The 19,285-nt window shown below is 44.8% G+C and carries 20 protein-coding genes; 10 read left to right on the top strand and 10 right to left on the bottom strand.

Going from position 1 to position 19,285, the window contains the following annotated elements; translation table 11 throughout:
• The first annotated feature begins 54 nt into the window (after positions 1-54).
• The 6 genes from IJ23_RS01695 (at position 55) to IJ23_RS01670 (ending at position 6,577) form a co-directional block, all read left to right on the top strand.
• The gene (locus IJ23_RS01695; RefSeq protein ID WP_017820891.1) at positions 55-1,056 is read left to right on the top strand and encodes a 4-hydroxyproline epimerase; all 1,002 of its coding nucleotides are present in this window, start codon (positions 55-57) and stop codon (positions 1,054-1,056) included.
• Positions 1,057-1,077: 21 nt separating this feature from the next.
• Complete coding sequence (locus IJ23_RS01690; protein WP_033905156.1) at positions 1,078-2,610, top strand: aldehyde dehydrogenase (NADP(+)); 1,533 nt, start codon at positions 1,078-1,080, stop codon at positions 2,608-2,610.
• A 152-nt stretch (positions 2,611-2,762) separates the two neighbouring features.
• On the top strand, positions 2,763-3,437 hold the full coding sequence (locus tag IJ23_RS01685) for a GntR family transcriptional regulator (RefSeq protein ID WP_005377862.1): 675 nt from the start codon (positions 2,763-2,765) through the stop codon (positions 3,435-3,437).
• Positions 3,438-3,467: 30 nt separating this feature from the next.
• The gene (locus tag IJ23_RS01680; protein ID WP_033905155.1) at positions 3,468-4,232 is read left to right on the top strand and encodes a hypothetical protein; all 765 of its coding nucleotides are present in this window, start codon (positions 3,468-3,470) and stop codon (positions 4,230-4,232) included.
• A gap of 358 nt (positions 4,233-4,590) precedes the next feature.
• Positions 4,591-6,186: a S41 family peptidase gene (locus tag IJ23_RS01675; RefSeq protein ID WP_033905154.1), complete on the top strand. Its 1,596-nt coding sequence runs from the start codon at positions 4,591-4,593 to the stop codon at positions 6,184-6,186.
• Between the two features lie 70 nt (positions 6,187-6,256).
• On the top strand, positions 6,257-6,577 hold the full coding sequence (locus IJ23_RS01670) for a hypothetical protein (protein ID WP_005397755.1): 321 nt from the start codon (positions 6,257-6,259) through the stop codon (positions 6,575-6,577).
• 71 nt (positions 6,578-6,648) lie between these two features.
• On the opposite strand, the gene rlmF is transcribed toward IJ23_RS01670, so the two are convergent.
• Together rlmF and IJ23_RS01660 are read right to left on the bottom strand one after the other, a co-directional pair.
• Positions 6,649-7,776, bottom strand: coding sequence for a 23S rRNA (adenine(1618)-N(6))-methyltransferase RlmF (rlmF, locus tag IJ23_RS01665; protein WP_033905153.1), 1,128 nt, complete (start codon positions 7,774-7,776; stop codon positions 6,649-6,651).
• A complete protein-coding gene (locus IJ23_RS01660) occupies positions 7,763-8,278 on the bottom strand; it encodes a M48 metallopeptidase family protein (protein WP_005377870.1) in 516 nt (171 codons plus the stop codon). The genes rlmF and IJ23_RS01660 overlap by 14 nt, the downstream gene beginning before the upstream one ends.
• 138 nt (positions 8,279-8,416) lie before the next feature.
• Here IJ23_RS01660 and IJ23_RS01655 point away from each other — a divergent pair, with 138 nt between their 5' ends.
• Complete coding sequence (locus IJ23_RS01655) at positions 8,417-8,647, top strand: glutaredoxin family protein (protein WP_005377871.1); 231 nt, start codon at positions 8,417-8,419, stop codon at positions 8,645-8,647.
• 27 nt (positions 8,648-8,674) lie between these two features.
• Here the strand turns inward: IJ23_RS01655 and IJ23_RS01650 are convergent, their stop codons facing one another.
• Positions 8,675-9,544: a LysR family transcriptional regulator gene (locus tag IJ23_RS01650; RefSeq protein ID WP_017820887.1), complete on the bottom strand. Its 870-nt coding sequence runs from the start codon at positions 9,542-9,544 to the stop codon at positions 8,675-8,677.
• Between the two features lie 106 nt (positions 9,545-9,650).
• On the opposite strand from IJ23_RS01650, the gene IJ23_RS01645 reads away from it, so the two are divergent.
• The 3 genes from IJ23_RS01645 (at position 9,651) to IJ23_RS01635 (ending at position 12,220) form a co-directional block, all read left to right on the top strand.
• A complete protein-coding gene (locus tag IJ23_RS01645) occupies positions 9,651-10,874 on the top strand; it encodes an MFS transporter (protein WP_017820886.1) in 1,224 nt (407 codons plus the stop codon).
• 88 nt (positions 10,875-10,962) lie between these two features.
• The gene (locus tag IJ23_RS01640) at positions 10,963-11,535 is read left to right on the top strand and encodes a DUF1415 domain-containing protein (RefSeq protein ID WP_017820885.1); all 573 of its coding nucleotides are present in this window, start codon (positions 10,963-10,965) and stop codon (positions 11,533-11,535) included.
• Between the two features lie 109 nt (positions 11,536-11,644).
• Complete coding sequence (locus IJ23_RS01635) at positions 11,645-12,220, top strand: nucleoside triphosphate pyrophosphohydrolase family protein (RefSeq protein WP_005377875.1); 576 nt, start codon at positions 11,645-11,647, stop codon at positions 12,218-12,220.
• 70 nt (positions 12,221-12,290) lie between these two features.
• Here IJ23_RS01635 and btuD read toward each other — a convergent pair whose 3' ends face one another.
• The 7 genes from btuD to IJ23_RS01600 all read right to left on the bottom strand — a co-directional run bounded on the left by btuD (position 12,291) and on the right by IJ23_RS01600 (position 19,283).
• Entirely contained in the window at positions 12,291-13,058 is a 768-nt protein-coding gene (gene btuD, locus IJ23_RS01630; protein ID WP_017820884.1) for a vitamin B12 ABC transporter ATP-binding protein BtuD, read from the bottom strand.
• Positions 13,045-14,040 (bottom strand): vitamin B12 ABC transporter permease BtuC, encoded by a 996-nt coding sequence (btuC, locus tag IJ23_RS01625; RefSeq protein ID WP_017820883.1) that lies wholly within the window; start codon positions 14,038-14,040, stop codon positions 13,045-13,047. The genes btuD and btuC overlap by 14 nt, the downstream gene beginning before the upstream one ends.
• An 82-nt stretch (positions 14,041-14,122) precedes the next feature.
• Positions 14,123-15,151, bottom strand: a complete 1,029-nt coding sequence (locus IJ23_RS01620) for a succinylglutamate desuccinylase (protein WP_017820882.1) — start codon at positions 15,149-15,151, stop codon at positions 14,123-14,125.
• Positions 15,152-15,425: 274 nt separating this feature from the next.
• Positions 15,426-17,222: a M3 family oligoendopeptidase gene (locus IJ23_RS01615; protein ID WP_017820881.1), complete on the bottom strand. Its 1,797-nt coding sequence runs from the start codon at positions 17,220-17,222 to the stop codon at positions 15,426-15,428.
• 128 nt (positions 17,223-17,350) lie between these two features.
• Entirely contained in the window at positions 17,351-17,965 is a 615-nt protein-coding gene (cobC, locus tag IJ23_RS01610; RefSeq protein WP_017820880.1) for an alpha-ribazole phosphatase, read from the bottom strand.
• Between the two features lie 11 nt (positions 17,966-17,976).
• The gene (cobU, locus tag IJ23_RS01605) at positions 17,977-18,510 is read right to left on the bottom strand and encodes a bifunctional adenosylcobinamide kinase/adenosylcobinamide-phosphate guanylyltransferase (protein WP_017820879.1); all 534 of its coding nucleotides are present in this window, start codon (positions 18,508-18,510) and stop codon (positions 17,977-17,979) included.
• Positions 18,507-19,283 (bottom strand): adenosylcobinamide-GDP ribazoletransferase, encoded by a 777-nt coding sequence (locus tag IJ23_RS01600; RefSeq protein ID WP_031777196.1) that lies wholly within the window; start codon positions 19,281-19,283, stop codon positions 18,507-18,509. The genes cobU and IJ23_RS01600 overlap by 4 nt, the downstream gene beginning before the upstream one ends.
• Between the last annotated feature and the right edge of the window lie 2 nt (positions 19,284-19,285).

The raw sequence follows: 19,285 nt of genomic DNA, 5'->3' as shown, positions 1-19,285 counted from the left end.
TACGTTAACATCACTATTGTTTAATTCAACCATTTTTTCAGCAAGGAGCGAAAAATGAGACAAGGAACTTTTTTCTGTATTGATGCCCACACCTGCGGCAACCCAGTTAGGCTGGTCGCAGGCGGTGTGCCTCCACTCGAAGGCAATACCATGAGCGAAAAGCGCCAATACTTTCTTGAGCATTATGATTGGATTCGTCAGGCACTCATGTTTGAGCCTCGCGGACACTCAATGATGTCGGGGTCAGTTGTCTTGCCTCCTTGCAGCGATAACGCAGACGCTTCAATTCTGTTTATTGAAACCAGTGGCTGCTTACCAATGTGTGGCCACGGCACCATTGGAACCGTCACTACCGCTATCGAGAATCGCCTTATCACTCCCAAAAAAGAAGGCCGTTTGATACTTGATGTCCCAGCAGGACAAATCGAAGTGCACTACCAAACAAAAGGTGACAAGGTCACGTCAGTGAGGATATTTAACGTACCAGCTTACCTTGCCCACCAAGACGTAACCGTGGACATAGAGGGCTTAGGTGAGCTCACTGTCGATGTTGCTTATGGCGGAAACTATTACGTAATCGTCGATCCTCAAGAAAACTATGCCGGACTTGAACACTACTCTCCAGATGAAATTTTGATGCTTTCACCAAAAGTTCGCGAAGCGGTATCTCGAGCGGTTGAGTGCGTACATCCAGAAGATCCAACAGTATGCGGTGTTTCTCACGTGCTATGGACCGGAGAGCCCACTCAAGAAAACGCCACCGCTCGAAATGCTGTGTTTTACGGCGACAAAGCGTTGGATCGCTCGCCATGTGGTACGGGTACTAGTGCACGCATGGCGCAATGGCATGCAAGAGGCAAACTCAATCAAGGAGAAGACTTTATTCACGAAAGTATCATCGGCAGCCTATTTCAAGGACGTATAGAAGGCATTACCGAAGTGAATGGCAAAGCCGCTATTTTGCCAAGTATTGAAGGATGGGCACAAGTATACGGTCACAACACAATATGGGTAGACGATGAAGACCCATATGCGTACGGATTTGAAGTGAAGTAATAAGGATAGTAAGGAAGAATGATGAACCCACAAGAACCAACCACTTTTTACGCAGTCAACGCCTTTACTGGTGAGCCTCTACCTATTGCGTTTCCGGTACATGGAGAGCAAGAAGTTAATCAAGCCGCCTCAGCCGCCCAAAACGTTGCGCGTGAGTTTCGCCAACTAAGCAATGCAAAGCGAGCGAGCTTACTTTGCTCTATCGCCTCTGAATTGGAAGTGAAGAGTGAAGAAATCGTTGCTCGTGCTCATTTAGAAACTGCCCTTCCCGAAGCACGTTTAAGCGGTGAAATAGGACGTACAGCGAGCCAATTAAGACTATTTGCCGAGGTTGTGAGCTCGGGTAATCACCATCAAGCAATTTTCGATACGCCAAACCCAGACCGTCAACCACTGCCGAAACCAGATATTCGTCGTCAGCAAATCGCAATTGGCCCTGTCGCCGTGTTTGGTGCGTCTAATTTTCCGCTCGCATTTTCTACGGCAGGTGGTGATACGGCTTCGGCACTGGCAGCTGGCTGTCCTGTGATTGTAAAAGGCCATACCGCCCACCCTGGCACCAGTCAACTTGTTGCAGAGTGTATTGAGGCTGCACTTGAGAAAGAGTGCTTACCGCAAGCCATCTTCACGCTATTGCAAGGCAACAAACGCGCACTTGGCCAAGCACTCGTTACCCATCCAAAAATTAAAGGGGTTGGGTTTACAGGTTCCGTCGGTGGTGGCCGTGCGCTGTTCAATCTAGCTCAGCAAAGACCAGAGCCAATCCCCTTCTATGGTGAACTAGGGGCGATTAATCCAACATTTATTCTCCCTTCAGCCATACGAGCAAACGCCTCATTGGCTGAAGAGTTTGTGGCTTCTATGACTTTGGGCTGTGGACAATTTTGTACAAAACCAGGCGTTGTATTTGTCTTGAATTGCCCAGAAACGCAAGCCTTTATCGAAACCGCTCAAGGGTTAATTCGACAACAATCAACGGCCACTTTGCTAACGCAAGGAATCCGGGAAACGTATGAATCCGAAGTGGATAAGCGAACTTCCGAAACAGGCATTAACGTCACTCGTTCTGAACAAGCAGAAGCGACCAATGTCTCACCAGCACTGTTCGTGACGGACAGTAAAAACTGGCGTAAAAACCCACAATGGGAGGAAGAAATATTTGGTCCTCAATCGTTAATCGTAATCTGTGAAGATTTCGATGACATGTTGAAACTGAGTGATTCACTGACTGGCTCGCTCACCGCAACCCTTCACACTACCGCTGAAGACGAAGAACAAGCGAAGCAACTGCTTCCAAGTTTGGAAGAAATCGCCGGACGCCTTGTATTCAACGGTTGGCCAACTGGCGTCGAGGTTGGTTACGCTATGGTTCATGGTGGACCATATCCGGCTTCAACCAATTCTGCCTCAACATCTGTCGGTGCGGAGGCTATTCATCGTTGGTTGCGTCCGGTCGCTTATCAAGCTTTGCCAGAATCTTTATTGCCGGATTCATTAAAAGCGTCGAACCCACTGGGTATTCAACGCGCCATAGATGGCAGTGTGTCCCAATAAGCCCACCAAATGGCTCAAAAAGGCATCAACTGATGCCTTTTATTTCACTCTACTTCTCAAAACCTTCTTTCCTAGTTGGTTTGTGCCAGAAAAACAATAAACTACTAAAGTAAAATGGATTGGATACAATATTAATTTCACGGGAGACTTCAATGTCACAGAAACCTGTTTTTAAAACGCGCACTCAGCTCGTTGAGGAAGCAATTCGAACTCAGATCTTGAAGGGCGAGTTAAAAACTGGTCAACCTTTACGTCAAGATGCGTTAGCAAAAGAGTTTAATGTTAGCCGAATTCCTGTGCGTGAAGCGTTAGTTCAATTGGAAGCACAAGGACTCGTTAGCTTTGAACCTCACAAAGGTGCGACGGTCACTGAGCTATCTCCAGAGAAAATCAATGAGCTATTTGAACTGCGCGCTGTCGTGGAATGCCACATTTTAGAGCGCGCGATTCAAAATATGACAGACGCTGACCTTGAACGCGCGCGCGAAGTTCGCGAACGTTTCGAGTCAGTAGTGAACAGTGGCGACGAAGTAGAAGAATGGAGCAACTACAACTACGAGTTCCACAAAGCCCTATATGCGCCAGCCAACATGCCTGAAACTATGGACGTCATTTACAACCTGAACACAAAGTGTGACCGATACATACGCATGCAGCTATTGTTTACTACAGGCATTAAAAAGGCAGAAGAAGAGCACTTAAGCTTGTTTGAAATGTGCCAAAATCGCGATATCGAAGGCGCCAAGTACCTACTGAAAAAGCACATTCTAGAAGCAGGCACAGCGATTCGAAACCTGCTGCTTGAAAGGCAAAATATCAGCCAGTAAACGGAATAACGAATAAGGTGATATTCAAGGATGAATGTTGGACCAAAGTTTTTACTTGCAGCGCTACGACAAAAGATTAAAGAAGAAGGGCTTTGCTACAATTCCTTGTCAGAGAAAAGTGGCATCCCTTTATCTAGTATTAAACGCCACCTACATAATCCAGCTTTAGGTTTGGATAAAGTACTTATTTATCTGAACTACCTGAATACCGATCTCATCGAACTCGCAACCTTAGCCAACGAGCTTCAGCACCAAAACGAGCAAATGCTAACAGATGAAGAGAGCGCCCTTTTCGTTGAGCATCCTTATTTACTTGATTTTATTTATATGCTGACTTCTCGTGATATTAAACCGCAAGAGATAGCCCAAACTTACGGACTTTCTGATACAAGCTTAAGATTCTATTTGCGTATCGCGGAAATTCTAGGATATGTCGAAAACTTCGGAGACGGCTTGTTTTACCGTTCTGGTCGTCGATTTATTATGGAAGAAGGTACGGCATTAGACACCTTATTCAAAGAGCGATTTCAACAAGATTCGCTTTCTCATGATATCAACCCAGGCGTATGTATAGGTCGCATTAGGCTCACCGAAGAGCAGAAAGTGCAAATAGAGGACGAGCTTTGTAATAAATTAGCGAAACTTAACGCAGTTAACACTTCCAACAATGAAGGTGAACTAACAAATATATTAATGCGCTGCACTCCTGGTTCTCAGATATTTTTCGCTGATGATTTACCTAACATTGACGGAAGCCTATTAAAGCACGTCGCTCAACTCACTAAATTAAGTTAAAGCATCAGACAAATAAATCAAACAAACCCCTGATAACATCATATATCCCTACCAAACTATTGATTCAAAGCGTTTCCTGAATCTAATTCTGATTTAGCAAGCATCGCTTAGTCAACTAAGAACTTGTCTTAATTTCACACTTATTAATTATCTTGTTAGATCTTTTGAAATAGACAGAAAACTTAAGTAATGACTAATTTAGCTTAAGGATAAAAGACAACTTTTTTACGTTATTTACCTCACACTATTTAACTATAAATTTGCAGACGAACAAATTAAATTAATACATTCACCTAGCTAATAAAAACAAAAGCAAAACACATAATTATAATTCTATTATTTATAAGGACATAGAAAAGTGAAATTTAAGTATTCTTTAGCAACGGCAGTCACTCTCGCATTATTACAAGGCTGTGGCGGTGGCGGCGGTGATAGCTCATCACCTACTCCGTCCACTAGCAGTGCAAACGGTCCAACATGGAAAGTTCATGATTTTAGCCAACCGTCGAAAACGTTTATTAACCAATGTGAAACGCCCCGCGTCGGACTGGACCCATATGACAACTATGCCGCCTATCCAGATAAATTGGGCTCTACATTGCACGAAAAACTCTTTTTAAGAGCTTTTACTAACGAAACGTATCTATGGTATGACGAGGTTCCTGATAATAATCCAGCAAACTACAAAACTGTTACTGATTACTTCAATACGCTGGTCACCTCTGCTACTACCGCGACGGGTAAACCAAAAGATCGCTTCCATTTTACCGTCCCCTATGAAGATGATATGAAATCATCGCAATCCGGTTTAGTTGCTGGATTTGGTTTTAACTGGGCATTCCTACGTGGCGTACAACCTCGAGACGTTCGTATTTCCTACAATGAAGAAGCCTCGCCAGCTGATAGAAGCGGCATTGCTCGTGGTGATAAGCTTCTGAAAATCAATAATATTGATGTGGTTAACACCGGTAGTCAGTCCGACATTGATTTTATTAACAAAACGCTCTTTAACCCTGACATCAATCAAGATTACACCTTCACATTTGAGAGTGTTGACGGTCTAGAGAAAACCGTGACGCTTACCGCCTCTGATGTCATGACCTCTCCAGTTAAAAATGCCAAAGTGATTACACACAATGGTATGCGGATCGGCTATCTGCAATACAACTCCTTTGAACCAAGCGCTCAAGCCCCGCTTATTGAGGCATTCAGTACGCTCTCAGCAGAGAATGTTGACGAGATCGTCGTTGATTTACGTTACAACGGCGGTGGTTTAGTCCTTCAGTCCTCGCAAGTAGGCTACATGCTAAGCGGTGCTGGTCAGAACCGAGTCTTCAGTGAGTTGATTCATAATGACAAAGTGATGCGTACCATTAAAGATGGGGATAACATCTATCGCTTTACAAATCTAGCAATAGACTGGGCAGCACAGAAATATTCGGACCAAGTGCTTCCGACACTGAACAAAAAGCGCGTATATGTGCTGACTTCAGGAGGCACAGCTTCCTCTAGTGAACTGCTAATCAACGCTTTACGCGGCATTGATGTGGAGGTTATCCAAATAGGCTCAACAACCACAGGTAAACCGTATGGGTTCTCACCAGAACAAAACTGCGGCACTATGTACTACACTATTCAGTTCAAGTCGGCGAACGAGAAAAAATTTGGCGACTTCGCTGATGGTTTTATTCCTACTCCAAAGAGCCAAATCAATACCGAGCTAGGCTTAAACAATAGAGTGGAAGGTTGCTGGGTCAATGACGACCTAACAAAACCGTTAGGCGATCCGTCTGAAGGTATGCTTTCTGCGGCGCTAAACTACATGGAAACAGGAACCTGTCCGCCAGTATCCCCTTCAAGTTTCAACGCCATGCCGCGTAACATTTCATCTCCGGAGTTAAGCGATGTTCGCTCTCCGCTACGAACAGAGGCAATTCATGTTGAGATCAACTAACTTTTTACGAATGCTGATTCGGGTTGCGCTTTTCTTAGGCACTTCGATTTCTTTGATAGGATGCCAAGCTATGTCACAAGAACCCGTTGAAGCATTAAGTAAAAAGAACTCTCCGGAAACAGTCATAGAGATTCAAAACGCGATCGCAGAAATCCAAGGGACACCAGCACCTAGAATCGCAAATAACGTATTTGAATCCTCACCGCATTTGTTGATTGAAAAAGGACGAGTAAAAGGGAACAACAATCAACTGTTGGATGGCAGCTATACGGATCTTCCAGACCAATATACGTTGCAGATAAGAGGTGAAACCTGTGGCTTGTACTATGCCAAAACAGATACTTTTGTCTCTCTCAGTTCACTAGATTGTGAGCCCATCATTAAGTTTTAGATCTCCCAAAATAGAAGCCCGCTGATATCAGCGGGCTTCCTACTTTATTGTTCAGTGTGAAACGGTCAACGTTACTTTAGTTCAATCCATGCTTTGCGCTGTTGCTTATCCATGTATGACCAAGCTACAAAGCGGCTCACTTTCTGCCCTTGACTCATTTCAACCACACGAATGGCCTTCACACCCAATTTTTCAAGCTGCTTGCGCATCGGGCGAACGTTGTCTTTTTTGGATATAAGTGTCGTAAACCACAAGACCTGTGCGGTAAAAGCTTGGCTTTCATTCGCCATTTTTCGGATAAACGCCGCTTCTCCGCCTTCACACCACAATTCAGCGTTTTGACCGCCAAAATTCAACGCAGGTTTACTTGTCTTTACTTGTGTGGTTTGAGGTTTTAGCCCTTTCTTAAGCTGGTTTGCTTTTAGATTATCGATTTTACGCTGGCTGCCCATAGCGGCATCTTCCGCCGAACGGTGGAATGGCGGATTACATGTCGTCACATCATAACGATCATTCGGTTGAATGATACCTCGATAAATATTGGCATCATTGTATTGCTGTACCAGTGCAATTTTTCCCGTCAAAACACGATTGTGCTCTACGATCGTTTGAGCCGATTGGATGGATTTTGGATCGACATCGCTGCCCGTATAGTGCCAACCGTATTTTGTTACACCAACAATCGGATAAATACAGTTTGCTCCCACGCCAATGTCCAACGCTTTCACTTTTTGGTGCGCGTACTGACCTTTTACTTCACCATCAAGTAGTTCTGCCACTCGGTGAATGTAATCAGCGCGGCCCGGAATCGGTGGGCAAAGGTAGGTGTCGGGAATGTCCCAGAACTCGATACCATAATACGCAGCAAGCAATGCTTTATTGAGAATTTTAACAGCGTTAGGATCAGAGAAGTTTATGGAGTCTTCCCCTTTCGGATTTTTGATAACGAATGGCTTTAACTGTGGTTCACTTTCCACGAGTTTTTTAAAATCGTAACGACCTCGATGAACATTACGCTCATGCAAACCATTCTTCGCTATTTTTATGAACTCGACTTCGCTCTTTCCTGCAGGCTGCGAGGATTTGCGCGCAACTTTGTCTTTAACACGCTTCGGCTTGGCTTTATTCGCGTCTTTCTTCTGACCCGTCATTGAAGCCTTTGGCTTTGCTTGCTTCGCGTTGTGATTATTGTTCTTCATTCAAATTCGCTTTTAAATCGAGGTAAATCATAAACAAACGAGCATCAAATTCGAGTTGGTGATACTCAGGCTCCATGTAGCAACATAGCTGATAGAACGCCTTGTCGTGGTTTTTCTCACGAGTATGTGCCAACTCATGTACCACCAGCATTCTTAATAGTGGCTCGGGCGCATCTTTAAATACATTGGCAATGCGTATCTCGTTTTTCGACTTCAGCTTACCGCCATGGTTTCTACTGATTACACTGTGCAAACCAAGCGCGTTGTTTACCGCGTGAATTTTCTTATCGTAGACGACTTTACTGATTGGCGCGGCTTTCTTCATGTAGCGGTTTTTGATTGCCATGGCGTACTCATAGAGCGCCCTTTCGCTTTTGATTTGGTGCCTGTCGGGATAACGCTTTTCGAACCAAGGAACAAACTTGCCACTCGCTATCAATGAGCTCACCTGCTCTACGATGTTTTGTGGGTAGCCTTGAATGTATCGAAGTGACGGATGCATAGAGTTAACGTCTTTTATGACAAAATAAAGGCGCTCAATATACCTGAGATAAAGGACAGTTTCACCTTAGCTTTCGCCTTTCATTTATTGTGAAAGGCCTTTAAACTTCGCCTCCCAATGATAATGGAGAGAAATTCAATGAAACGTGTCGTTCTTTATGTCAAAGACAAATGCCCTCACTGCAAAGATGCTCAACGTTATCTGGATTCGAAAAATATTAACTATCGTTTGTGCAATGCTAAGATGCAACGCGGTCGCAAAGAACTTGATGCGCTTGGTGCTCGTTCAGTGCCAGTTTTAAAAATTGGTGATCGGGTAATGATTGGCTGGAACCCAAAGAACTTCGAGAAGATGTACAAAGGCGACTAGTGCTCGGACGATGAATCTGCGCTGCGTTTAAACGTAGCGCTTGATAAAGTCGATAAACGTTCGATCTGCTATTGATAAGTACCCCTGCTTGCGCCAAGCAAGTGCCAGATCCAGCGTCACTGGTGGTTCAAACGGTAAGCCAACAACGCCCGACTCATGTTGAGTCACCAATTCCAGTAACGCGGTAATCGCAAACTCTTGTTTTACAATACTCAAAATCAAAGGCAGTAAGTTGGTCTCGAATGATGACTTCATGGTAAACCCATGCTCCTCACTCACCTGATCCAAAAATTCGCGGTGAAAATAGCCATGCTGAAACATAACCAAATCGTGTTCAAAGAACTCATCAAAAGTAAGAGCGTGTCGCTGGGCTAACTCATGCTCAGGTGAAACAACTGCGACCATTTGGCTAGTAAACAAATGGTCAGTTTCTAGGTCATCAGGCACGTTATCACAACTGATCACACCGATATCGAGTTGACCATTGAGCAGCATACGACGAATCGATTGAGTCCCAGCTTCGACCAAGGTCAATTTTAACTCCGGGAACTGGCTTTTAAACGCCATCACAATTCGTGGAAAGAAATAACTGCCCATCATTGATGGCGTCCCGAGCCTTACTTCGCCTTTCGCTAAGCCTTTCAACTCATCAATCGCGAGCTGCGCGTCGTGCAACTGTTGAATCACCCGCTTGGCATGTATAAGTAGCGTTTCGCCCTCTTTCGTTAAGCTGATTTTTTTATCATCACGGCGAAATAGGGTAACGCCCAAAGACTGCTCAAACTTTTTGATAGAAATGCTTAATGCGGGCTGGGCAATATGCAGGGCTTTCGCCGCATGGGTAATATTTCCATGTTCAGCGACCGCCAGAAAATGTTTAAGTTGTTTCGATTCCATTAGATCATAAATATATGGTGTCCATATTTTTAATATATTTTTTTAATTTATAACGAACTGATAGATTGATCACAGTCTCTCCATTTGCTCACATTAGGCAGGATTCATGGTCAGTTTTGGCACACCGGAATACAAACGCATTACGCTCTCGCTAGCGCTTGGTTCCTTCTTGGTTTTTTCAAATTTATACCTACTACAGCCAATGCTGCCCACTTTTGCCCAAATTTTCACGATCTCAGAAACGCAAGTGAACTGGTTATTTGCGGCCTCAACACTCGCTCTCTCTTTTAGCCTCGTTCCAATGGCTGTGTTGTCAGAATCAGTGGGACGAAAGCCAGTCATGATGGCTGGTCTTTTTTCGATTCCTACCCTTTCCGCTTTGATGCTGTTTGGTGACTCATTTCTGTTTTTGGTGGTATGTCGAGCACTGATCGGTGTCGCGCTCGCAGCTTTTGCTGCGGTCGCCGTGGCTTACATGGCAGAAGAGCTCGACAAGCACGCTTTCTCGATGGCAATTGGAACGTACATTGCGGCTAACTCACTAGGCGGTATTGCAGGGCGTATTAGCGGCGGCTTATTGGCGGACAATTTCAGTGTTGATGTCGCCATAGAAGTTATGATGGTGTTCACTCTTCTTGGTGTCATTGGCGTTCACTATTTATTGCCAACACAGCGCAACTTCACCCCGTCATCAAGCAGCTTGCGCCATCAAAATCGTGCGCTTATTGGTCATTTTAAAAACCAACGCGTGTGGTTCGCGATGCTGATAGGAGGACTCAACTTTGCTTTGTTCGTCAACCTTTACTCCGTCATGGGTTTCCGTCTGGTGAGTGAACCTCACAATGTGCCCGTCGGGTTGGCCTCACTGATCTTTATTTGTTACTTGGGAGGGACTTTCTCCTCTCGTTGCGCAGGCCACTGGAGTAAACGTTATTCATCAATCCTCGGTATGTTCTTAGGCGCGATAGTGAGCATGACGGGGATGTGGATTGCGGCGGTTGAAAGCTTGACTGCAATGCTATTTGGATTGTTGTTGATAAGTTTTGGTGCCTTCTTTACTCATACCCTCGCCTACGGATGGGTCGGTCAGAATGCCACTCGTGCCAAAGCCACCGCGACAGCGCTCTACTTAGTACACTACTACGTAGGCGGTAGCTTAGGAGGATTCTTACTTCTTTATTGTTGGCAGCATGGAGGTTGGTCGAGTGTTCTTATGGGGGGAAGCGCCGTCTACCTAGCAATGTTTGCTGCAATTGCGTATTTGAAACACATTGCCGAAAGAAAGCATACTGACCAAACACCTGACACTGCGAGTTTAAAGAGTAGCTAAGGTACGCTCATTTACGTAATACCTCTCTGGTTACTTGGATAACCAACTCTGCTATGCTTGCGCTACTTTAATAAAACCAGAAAGTCGTATGTCAACGCGTTCAACACAAAACACAGATATCGAAGCGATCACTCAACAGGTCAACCAATGGCTCAACGATGTGGTAATCGGGCTCAACCTTTGTCCGTTTGCTGCCAAACCGCAACGTAATAAACAAATCAAAATCTTTGTTAGTGAAGCGACTCAAGAAGAAGCGCTTCTTGAAGATATTTTATTGCAGCTGATTGAGCTGAGTAACACAGAACCCGAACAACTTGAGACCACGTTGGTTGTGGTTCCCAACATGCTACAAGATTTCTGGGACTACAACTTTTGTATCGATTGGGTTGAAGGATTAATTAAGCAACAAAACTGGGAAGGTGTTTTCCAAGTAGCGACTTTCCATCCTGATTACTGTTTTGGCGGCGCAAGGCCTGAAGACGACGAAAACCTAACCAATCGTTCTCCTTACCCGATCTTCCATTTGATTCGCGAAGAGAGTATGGAAAAGGTACTAAAACACTATCCTGATCCTGAATCCATTCCCGATACAAACATCGCTCGTGTTTCCTCCCTTTCAGAGGAAGAACGTAAAAAGCTGTTCCCTTACCTATTTCGTTAAGCACCACCATTCCCAAAGGCAGATTTATCACCAGTTAGATGCAATGCCCTTGGGGTTCAAAGTGCGGTTTGGTATCATTGCCGCTTCAATCGATTCAATGGAAATTAGAATGCAACTGTCAAAGCTAACCCAAGAGATTTTTGATCACTTATACCGTGATATCACCGAGTTCCGTAGTACGTTCGACTTACCAGTCGCAGACGCTGCAAGCCTTGATACGCAAGCAGACACACTACACACCTCTTTGGCGATCGAAGAGCTAACAGAGCTAGCAGAAGCAGATTGTAAAACTGAGCAAGCAGATGCCATCGTAGACAGCGTGTATGTATTAATGGGACGTCTCGTTCATCTTGGCCACAGCAAAGTAGAAGACAACCTGGCGATCAGCTACTTAATTGATCTTCTATTAAACGTTGCGGTAAACCGTGGTATCGAATTTATTCCTTGCTGGGATGAAGTACATTCAAGCAACATGAGCAAAGTATGCCGTAACGAGCAAGAGTACTCAGAAACAGAAGCATTCTACGCGGAACAAGGCATCAAGTTGATGGCGGTGCAGAAAGGTGAATACATCATCGCGAAATGCGCCGAAGATTTCGTATCGGAAGGTAAAACCATTCGTAAAGGCAAAGTACTCAAATCTGTTTACTACCGCCCTGCAGATCTAAAACCGTTAACTCAATAAGCGTTGAGTTTGGCTATCTCGATTAAAAAAAAACGACCTCAAGTAGGTCGTTTTTTATTGTCCCTAAATATTAATCAAAGATTAAATAAGGTTGCTCATCTACAATGACCTTTTTGACTTGAGTATTGAACACTTCCCCGAGAGCTTCTTCCGTTAGCACAGTATCGGCACTTCCTGATGAGTGCAGCACACCGTTGTTAAGCAGCAATACTTTATCTGCGTGCTTTAATGTGCGATTGAGATCGTGATTAGCAACCAATACTCCAATTCCCTGCGCCGCCATAGCGTTAATCAATTGATAAAGCAGACCCTCTTGCGCAATATCTAACGGTGCTGCTGGCTCATCCAAAATTAAAAACTGCGAAAAAGGATTAATGGTACGCCACACCTGCAAACATACACCTGCTAATCGGACACGCTGCCACTCACCACCGGATAATGTTTGAATACTGCGATGAAGCTTATCTTGCAGTTGTACCAGCTCCACCACCATATTGACGGCATCACGCACTTTGATATCCGCAATCTCAGCGCCACTCGGCAGAGATAGGGCTAGATACTGAAACACATCAACATTAAACGCTGGGCGCGATTGCTGACACAAATAACCTCGAACATGAGCTTGCTCTGACAACGGTAAAGTAAGCAAGTTTTTGTTGCCCACGTACACTTCACCACTCATACCGTCTCGGTGACTTAACGTACCAGAAATCGCAGCCAATAAAGTACTCTTACCGGAACCATTAGGCCCAACGATATGTACGATTTCGCCAGCTTTGCATTCAAAAGAAAGAGGCAATAATCGACTACCAACCGACATATGTTTAACGTGCATCATGACTCTTCACCAGCATCCAGATGAAAATAGGTGCGCCAATCGATGTTGTCATGACACCTAAAGGTAACTCTGCGGAGTCCAATAACAGTCTTGCGCCGATGTCAGCAAATACAAGCAACGCAGCACCAGATATTGCAGAAAGTGGCAATAAATAACGGTTTTCCGTACCAAAAGCCAAACGCAACAAGTGCGGGACCACCAAACCAACAAAACTGATGATGCCACCCAAAGCGACTGAACTACCCACCAAAATAGAAATGGCGAGGATCAATTTCCAACGCATTTGATGCACGTCGACACCCAATTGGGTCGCATGAATCTCACCCAGCATCAATTTATCAAGCGACTTGCCTTTACAGCACAACCAGGTAAGCACTGGTAACATCACCAAAGTAACGGTATGTTGATACCAACTCGCACCGCCAATGCTGCCCATTAACCAATACATCAGTTGGCGTAAGCTGAGATCATCACTGAAGTAAAATGCCCACGTCACAATCGCGCTCGATAAAATACCCAATGCGACACCAACCAAAAGCAATCGAGCCGTCGTCAGGTGCATTGCCCTTGCTATCGCCACCAAAACAAACGTGAATACCATCGAGCCTGCAATTGCTGCCAACATAAAAACAATCGGGGTAGGAAGAACAGGTGACGCGAACATGATTAAGACCATTGCTAAGCTTGCACCACCAGAGATACCAAGCACGCCAGGTTCAGCCAACACGTTCCCAAGCAACACTTGTAACGTCGCGCCAGATACCGCTAACGCAGCACCAATAATTGCCGCAGACACTAACCTCGGTAAACGCAAGTCCACCAATAACTTCTGTTCAAATGCAGATAAGGATTGAAAAGGAGAAAGGAAAATTTCTCCGACCATCAAGTGAATGGCAGAGAGTACAGCGAGCACGATCGACATAACCATCAGGTTACGTTGCCAGCGTCGCTCCTTGTTCAGGATAAGTTGTTGAAAATCCATAGCAGCCGATAAAAACAGACGAGGCTTAACCTTACAGTTAAGCCTCGGTAAATTGCAATTAACTTCTCAAAGCAATGTTGGATTAATCGTAAACCAACTCACCCTCTTCAAAACGGGTTTTCACTTCACAAACCATCAGAGCTGCGCGTTGACCTATTGCGACGTGGCGGTTTGGGAAGACAATCGCTTCGTTTTCGTTCTTTGCCATTAATGGTTTGTCGCCATCATGACCAAACACTTCGCCGTGAACAAATGAGGTGAAGTTTTCAACATTGTCGTCGAACATAAAGTCAAAGTCTTCGTTCAAACGAACGATTGTGCGACTTACGCGATACTTAATGCATGGTTTTGGTAGGTGTTCTGGCTTCGTTTCCGCAATCAAATTACGTAAAGACAAATCAAACGCGGTCAGTTTATCGAGGTCATTTTCACCAATACGAGCCACACGTCCAAGCTCCATCGTGAGAGCCTGCGCACCAAAGTTCTCAGCACTGTACCAGCTAAACGTACTCGATGGTGAGTTTGACAGGAGCACAGCTTCAATGTGTGCACTGTCCAAGAAATCGATCAATGCCTTGCTGCGCACTGGATGACGAGTCTTAGGACTTACTGCAAACGTATAGTGCTTCGAGCCTCTAATCGCGCAGTGTAAATCAAGGTGCCAGCGTGTTGTCGGGTCGGTATCCTGATAAAAATCTCGAACAAGCAGCTTAAGTGTATCGGCGATAACAAGCTCTTTTGTCTGTTTGTGTTCTTTTTCGTCAAACAGACGGTTGAGGTTTTCTTCGAGGAATCGCGTGTGCGCCAGAGTGGATTCTGGGTGAGCGATAATGAACAGACAACGGGTATCGACCGTCTGGAACCCAGATTCTATGTCTTGAATAATGGAATCCACCAGCTCCATCGGTGCGGTTTCATCTCCGTGAACTCCACAAGAGATGATGATGTTCTTCGTATCCTGAGTATAATTCGCAGGGATTACTTCTAATACACCACGCTGATAGAGTTTAAGTTTTACACCGCTAGAAAGCACCTGCTCCGCTGGTGCAACATCAATATGAACATCTAACGTGTCAGTTAAAAACGATTGGCGAAAGAGAGACTTCGTCATGCGTTACTCCTTAATAGCACGGCGGATATGTTAATAAATTGTACAAAGGATTTTTGTTGCTGCGATCTCACTTATGAGTAGAAATCACTATTTCCCTCGAAAATCCGATGCCTTTTCGCGCCAGGCACTCAAATCAAGCATTGAAGCGTTTAATTTTCAAACAATTACAAAGTGTTAGGGCTGTGAACTTTACCACAGCCCTGATTAAGATCATTATGATTTGATCAAATTTTTGTAGCTATAAAGCAGATTATGCATCAACACTGCGAAAAACTTAGCCGCGCTGTACGAGCAAACGCTCAAACTCATCGACTTTTTCACGCACTAGCTCAACACTCTGCTGCCAAAACGTTGGCTGGGTTAAATCCATAGACAGATGCTTTTCGACGACATCTTCCGCCATCATGCAGCCTGTATCGCGCAGCAAATTGATGTAATCGGTGTAAAACGCTTCGCCTTTGGTTTCTCGCTGTGCATAGATACCCTTGCTAAACAAGAAGCCAAATAGGTATGGGTAGTTATAAAAGCTCACGCTATCAATAGAAAAGTGCAGCTTGCTTGCCCAGAAGTACGGATCCGGTTCGCTCATTACGTCGCCATACCATTCTTTCCAAGTTTCTGACATCAACTCACAGAAATCATCTGCGGTTAACTCTCCATCCTGGCGGCGTTCATAAAACGATTTTTCAAACTCGTAGCGAACCGGAATGTTGATCATTAAAGCTAGCGCAGATGACAACTCTTCCCACAACATCTCGAGCTTTTCATCAACGCTCTCAGCTTTCGAAATCAAATGATCACGAACGATGTTTTCTGCAAAGATAGAGGCGGTTTCTGCTAACGTCATTGGGTAGTAAGTTTGGCAAAGTGGCAAATCACGAATAACCCAGTTATGGAACGCATGGCCAAGTTCATGTGCCAGAGTCATAAGGTCTGAACGGCTGCCACTCCAAGTCATAAACACAAGTGGTGTTCGCGTTGCTGGCAGTTTGGTGCAGTATGCGCCAAGACGCTTGTTAGCATTTGGCGCGGCATCAATCCAACCATTTTGTACCATCAAACGGACAAACTCCGACATCTCAGGGTTTACTGTTTCAAATGCTTCACAAATAACATCAATCGCTTCATCAAAGTCGTAAACCTTCGCTTCACCGCTCAAAGCAGGCATAGCCGCCAGATGATTCCAAGGTTTCATCTCATCCAGACCATGTACTTGCGCCATCAATAAACCTGCTTTCTGACCAATAGCTCGACTGTCTTTGGCTACTGTCATCATCGCATTTAAAGTTTCAGCTTGGATTCGGCTACCATGCAAACTCGGCTCTAGGAAGTGAACTTCACGCTTCGTAGAACGCTTTTTGTTTTCAGTTAAGCGCCATCCTGCTAACGCATTCAAAATCGCAGCGAATGATTCTTGGTGCGTTTGCATTGCATCTTGTACGCCACGCCACGCGGCTTCTTGACGCTCGAATTCAGAACCATAAAGAATGCTTGCCGCTTGAGAAAATCCAAGCTCTTCACTATTACCATCTGTGTACTCAAGCTTCACTTTCAATGAGCCAGTCAGGTTATCGTATAGGTTACCCCAAGCCGATTTGCCATCCACACTCATCGCAGCCAGTAACTGTTCTTCTGCGTTGCTAAGACGAGTATCCGCCAACTTTCTAGAATTCAAGATAGAAAAAGCTTGCCCACTGATATCAGGATTCTCATGGTCTAACACGCGCAAGATAAACTCTTTGTCGGCATGAGTTAATGTCAAATCAAAGGGACTGAACGCTTGGGAAAGCTCCGAAAAGATGCGGGTCATTTTACCAAGTAACGATTTCGCTTCGGCGTTTGTTGCATCAACAGAAGCATAACAACTCGCAAAATTTGCAACTGTACCCGCTAAACGACTCGCGGCTTCATTGGTTAAAATCGCATTTTGCATGATCTCTACGTTGCCACAATCTGCTGATTGTTTATTCAAAAGATCAATACATTGTTCCACAAGAGCAATATCGTCTTGAATTCGTGGGTCAGAAAGGTCGTTATAAACGATGGACAAATCCCAACTCGGCGTTGTCATTTCTATATTTCCTTTTTAAGTAACTGAGTCAATTTTCGCTTCCTGCACCTAGCAGATGGGCCTCCACTGACATCTTCCGTGACTATGCCCGTAAGCAATATCGTTCTGGGCATTTTAATATTTATAAATTAACGAGTTAAAAGAGGTACGCCAATCGAACGCACCGAGGCGTAAATTTGCTCATCTATGGTAATTGTTACATGCGTGACAGAAGCGTTTCCTATCGACAACGTCGAATACCACTTTGGGTTACGCCAATCTAACTCCAATACATGAGCAAGAATCATACGAATGACGCCACCATGCGTGACGATAAGTAGATTGTCATTGATATCGTTGATGATTTGAGACCAAACGCGACATATGCGCTCAGAAAATGTGCTTAAGCTCTCAGCATTCGGCAACGTATGTTGTGCTGGCGATTGCCAAAAAGCATCTAGCTTTTTCCACTGCTCAGTGAGCATATCAAAAGGCATACCATCAAAATCACCAAATGCCATCTCTTGTAAAGACTCATCCGTCATTACTGGTAATAATTGCTGTTCAGCAATGATGTTTGCCAGTTCTTGACAGCGTGAAAGCGGAGAAGAAATTATTCCACCCACACCTCGTCCACTCTCGGCCCAAGCCCGAGCAATACTCTCTTGATCAGCAGGCGTAACTTTTACATCTGTTTGGCCATGGAGTCCTGGTGGAGCGTCTACTTTTCCATGACGCACAAGATAGATATTGAGTGTTTTCATTTTGTTCCATCCTACTCTTTAAGAACCAACGGCAAACCAACAGCAACAAAGGTAACGCGATGGCAAACACTGGCTAGTTTTTGATTCATCCGTCCTGCATTATCCACAAAATAACGACTAACCGCCCCCAAAGGTACAATGCCCATTCCAACCTCGTTAGAGACGAATATTAACGTCGCATCTGAGCCACGCACCACCTGTATAAGCTTTTCAATTTCTGCTTCTAGCTTCTCATTGGAACATTCATCACCTAACTCAAATATCCAATTGTTGAGCCACAAGGTTAAACAATCGACCAATACAACATCGGTGGTAGCGAAATTTGTCAGTAACTCAGATAAATTAAGGGGGCATTCATGCTCTTGCCACTCGCCCCCGCGTTGCTTTTGATGATGCGCTATTCGCTCTCGCATTTCTTGGTCAAATGGCAGCGCGGTTGCAACATAGTGTAATGATCGATGAGAAGCGACCGATAATTGCTTAGCTGTTTTTTCTGCCAAATGCGACTTCCCAGAGCGCGCGCCACCGAGTATCAATTGCTTCATGAGGAGTGATACAACCCAATCATAGTGAGATAAATAAGCAGTTCCGACAACTGTTGCGCTGCGCCAAGGCAATCCCCCGTAAAGCCGCCAATTCTCTTGGTTAACCAACGTTTGAACATCAAACGAAATACCACGAGAACAAGCGATATCAAGATCGCATCCGCGATACCAAGCACAAGCAATGTTATGCCACCAGTAAACAACAAAATGGAGACTTCTAGAGAAGACTGGCGACTTGCTAGCGGTTTACTTTTCGACGTATCACTGTCACTGACATAAGGCATGTCATAAATAAGCGTCGCTGCTAGTGCTCGGCTTGCGGTGTAAGCGACGACAATGACCAACCAAAAGTGCGGCAAGTTAGCCAGTTCACTCCAAAAAACATACTTAGCCAATAACGCCATAATGAGAGTGGCGGCACCATAAGTGCCAATACGACTGTCTTTCATAATAGAGAGGCGTCGCTCTACGGTCATGCCACCGCCAATGCCATCCGCCATATCGGTCAAGCCGTCTTCGTGAAAAGCCCCAGTTAACAATAAGCTAAACACCATCGTTAATACTATGGCAACCGACTCTGGGAAAAAAATTGAGGTGAGCGAGAATACCAAAGCGCAAAGTGCTCCAAGCACGAGACCAACTAACGCAAAGTAACGGCCTGCCTGATTCATGCGTTCTTCACTGTAATGCAACGCTTGGGGCACGGGTAAGCGGCTAAAAAAACTGGTAGCTAATAGAAATAACTCCCACTGGTATCTTAACGATGACGGCATGA

It is taken from the genome of Vibrio sp. OY15 (assembly GCF_000742455.1).
GTDB lineage: Bacteria > Pseudomonadota > Gammaproteobacteria > Enterobacterales > Vibrionaceae > Vibrio > Vibrio alginolyticus.
The sequence above is the reverse complement of the archived record's forward strand: the minus strand, read 5'-3'. Positions and strand labels throughout refer to the sequence as shown.

Bases quoted from the DNA above. Each gene is read 5' to 3' on its own strand.
- cobU (WP_017820879.1), bottom strand. From the start codon at position 18,510: ATGAAGCAATTGATACTCGGTGGCGCGCGCTCTGGGAAGTCGCATTTG.
- IJ23_RS01670 (WP_005397755.1), top strand. From the start codon at position 6,257: ATGTCACAAGAACCCGTTGAAGCATTAAGTAAAAAGAACTCTCCGGAA.
- btuC (WP_017820883.1), bottom strand. From the start codon at position 14,040: ATGGATTTTCAACAACTTATCCTGAACAAGGAGCGACGCTGGCAACGT.
- IJ23_RS01690 (WP_033905156.1), top strand. From the start codon at position 1,078: ATGAACCCACAAGAACCAACCACTTTTTACGCAGTCAACGCCTTTACT.
- cobC (WP_017820880.1), bottom strand. From the start codon at position 17,965: ATGAAAACACTCAATATCTATCTTGTGCGTCATGGAAAAGTAGACGCT.
- IJ23_RS01685 (WP_005377862.1), top strand. From the start codon at position 2,763: ATGTCACAGAAACCTGTTTTTAAAACGCGCACTCAGCTCGTTGAGGAA.
- rlmF (WP_033905153.1), bottom strand. From the start codon at position 7,776: ATGAAGAACAATAATCACAACGCGAAGCAAGCAAAGCCAAAGGCTTCA.
- IJ23_RS01695 (WP_017820891.1), top strand. From the start codon at position 55: ATGAGACAAGGAACTTTTTTCTGTATTGATGCCCACACCTGCGGCAAC.
- IJ23_RS01645 (WP_017820886.1), top strand. From the start codon at position 9,651: ATGGTCAGTTTTGGCACACCGGAATACAAACGCATTACGCTCTCGCTA.
- IJ23_RS01620 (WP_017820882.1), bottom strand. From the start codon at position 15,151: ATGACGAAGTCTCTCTTTCGCCAATCGTTTTTAACTGACACGTTAGAT.
- IJ23_RS01615 (WP_017820881.1), bottom strand. From the start codon at position 17,222: ATGACAACGCCGAGTTGGGATTTGTCCATCGTTTATAACGACCTTTCT.
- IJ23_RS01655 (WP_005377871.1), top strand. From the start codon at position 8,417: ATGAAACGTGTCGTTCTTTATGTCAAAGACAAATGCCCTCACTGCAAA.
- IJ23_RS01650 (WP_017820887.1), bottom strand. From the start codon at position 9,544: ATGGAATCGAAACAACTTAAACATTTTCTGGCGGTCGCTGAACATGGA.
- IJ23_RS01635 (WP_005377875.1), top strand. From the start codon at position 11,645: ATGCAACTGTCAAAGCTAACCCAAGAGATTTTTGATCACTTATACCGT.
- IJ23_RS01660 (WP_005377870.1), bottom strand. From the start codon at position 8,278: ATGCATCCGTCACTTCGATACATTCAAGGCTACCCACAAAACATCGTA.
- IJ23_RS01640 (WP_017820885.1), top strand. From the start codon at position 10,963: ATGTCAACGCGTTCAACACAAAACACAGATATCGAAGCGATCACTCAA.
- IJ23_RS01680 (WP_033905155.1), top strand. From the start codon at position 3,468: ATGAATGTTGGACCAAAGTTTTTACTTGCAGCGCTACGACAAAAGATT.
- IJ23_RS01600 (WP_031777196.1), bottom strand. From the start codon at position 19,283: ATGCCGTCATCGTTAAGATACCAGTGGGAGTTATTTCTATTAGCTACC.
- btuD (WP_017820884.1), bottom strand. From the start codon at position 13,058: ATGATGCACGTTAAACATATGTCGGTTGGTAGTCGATTATTGCCTCTT.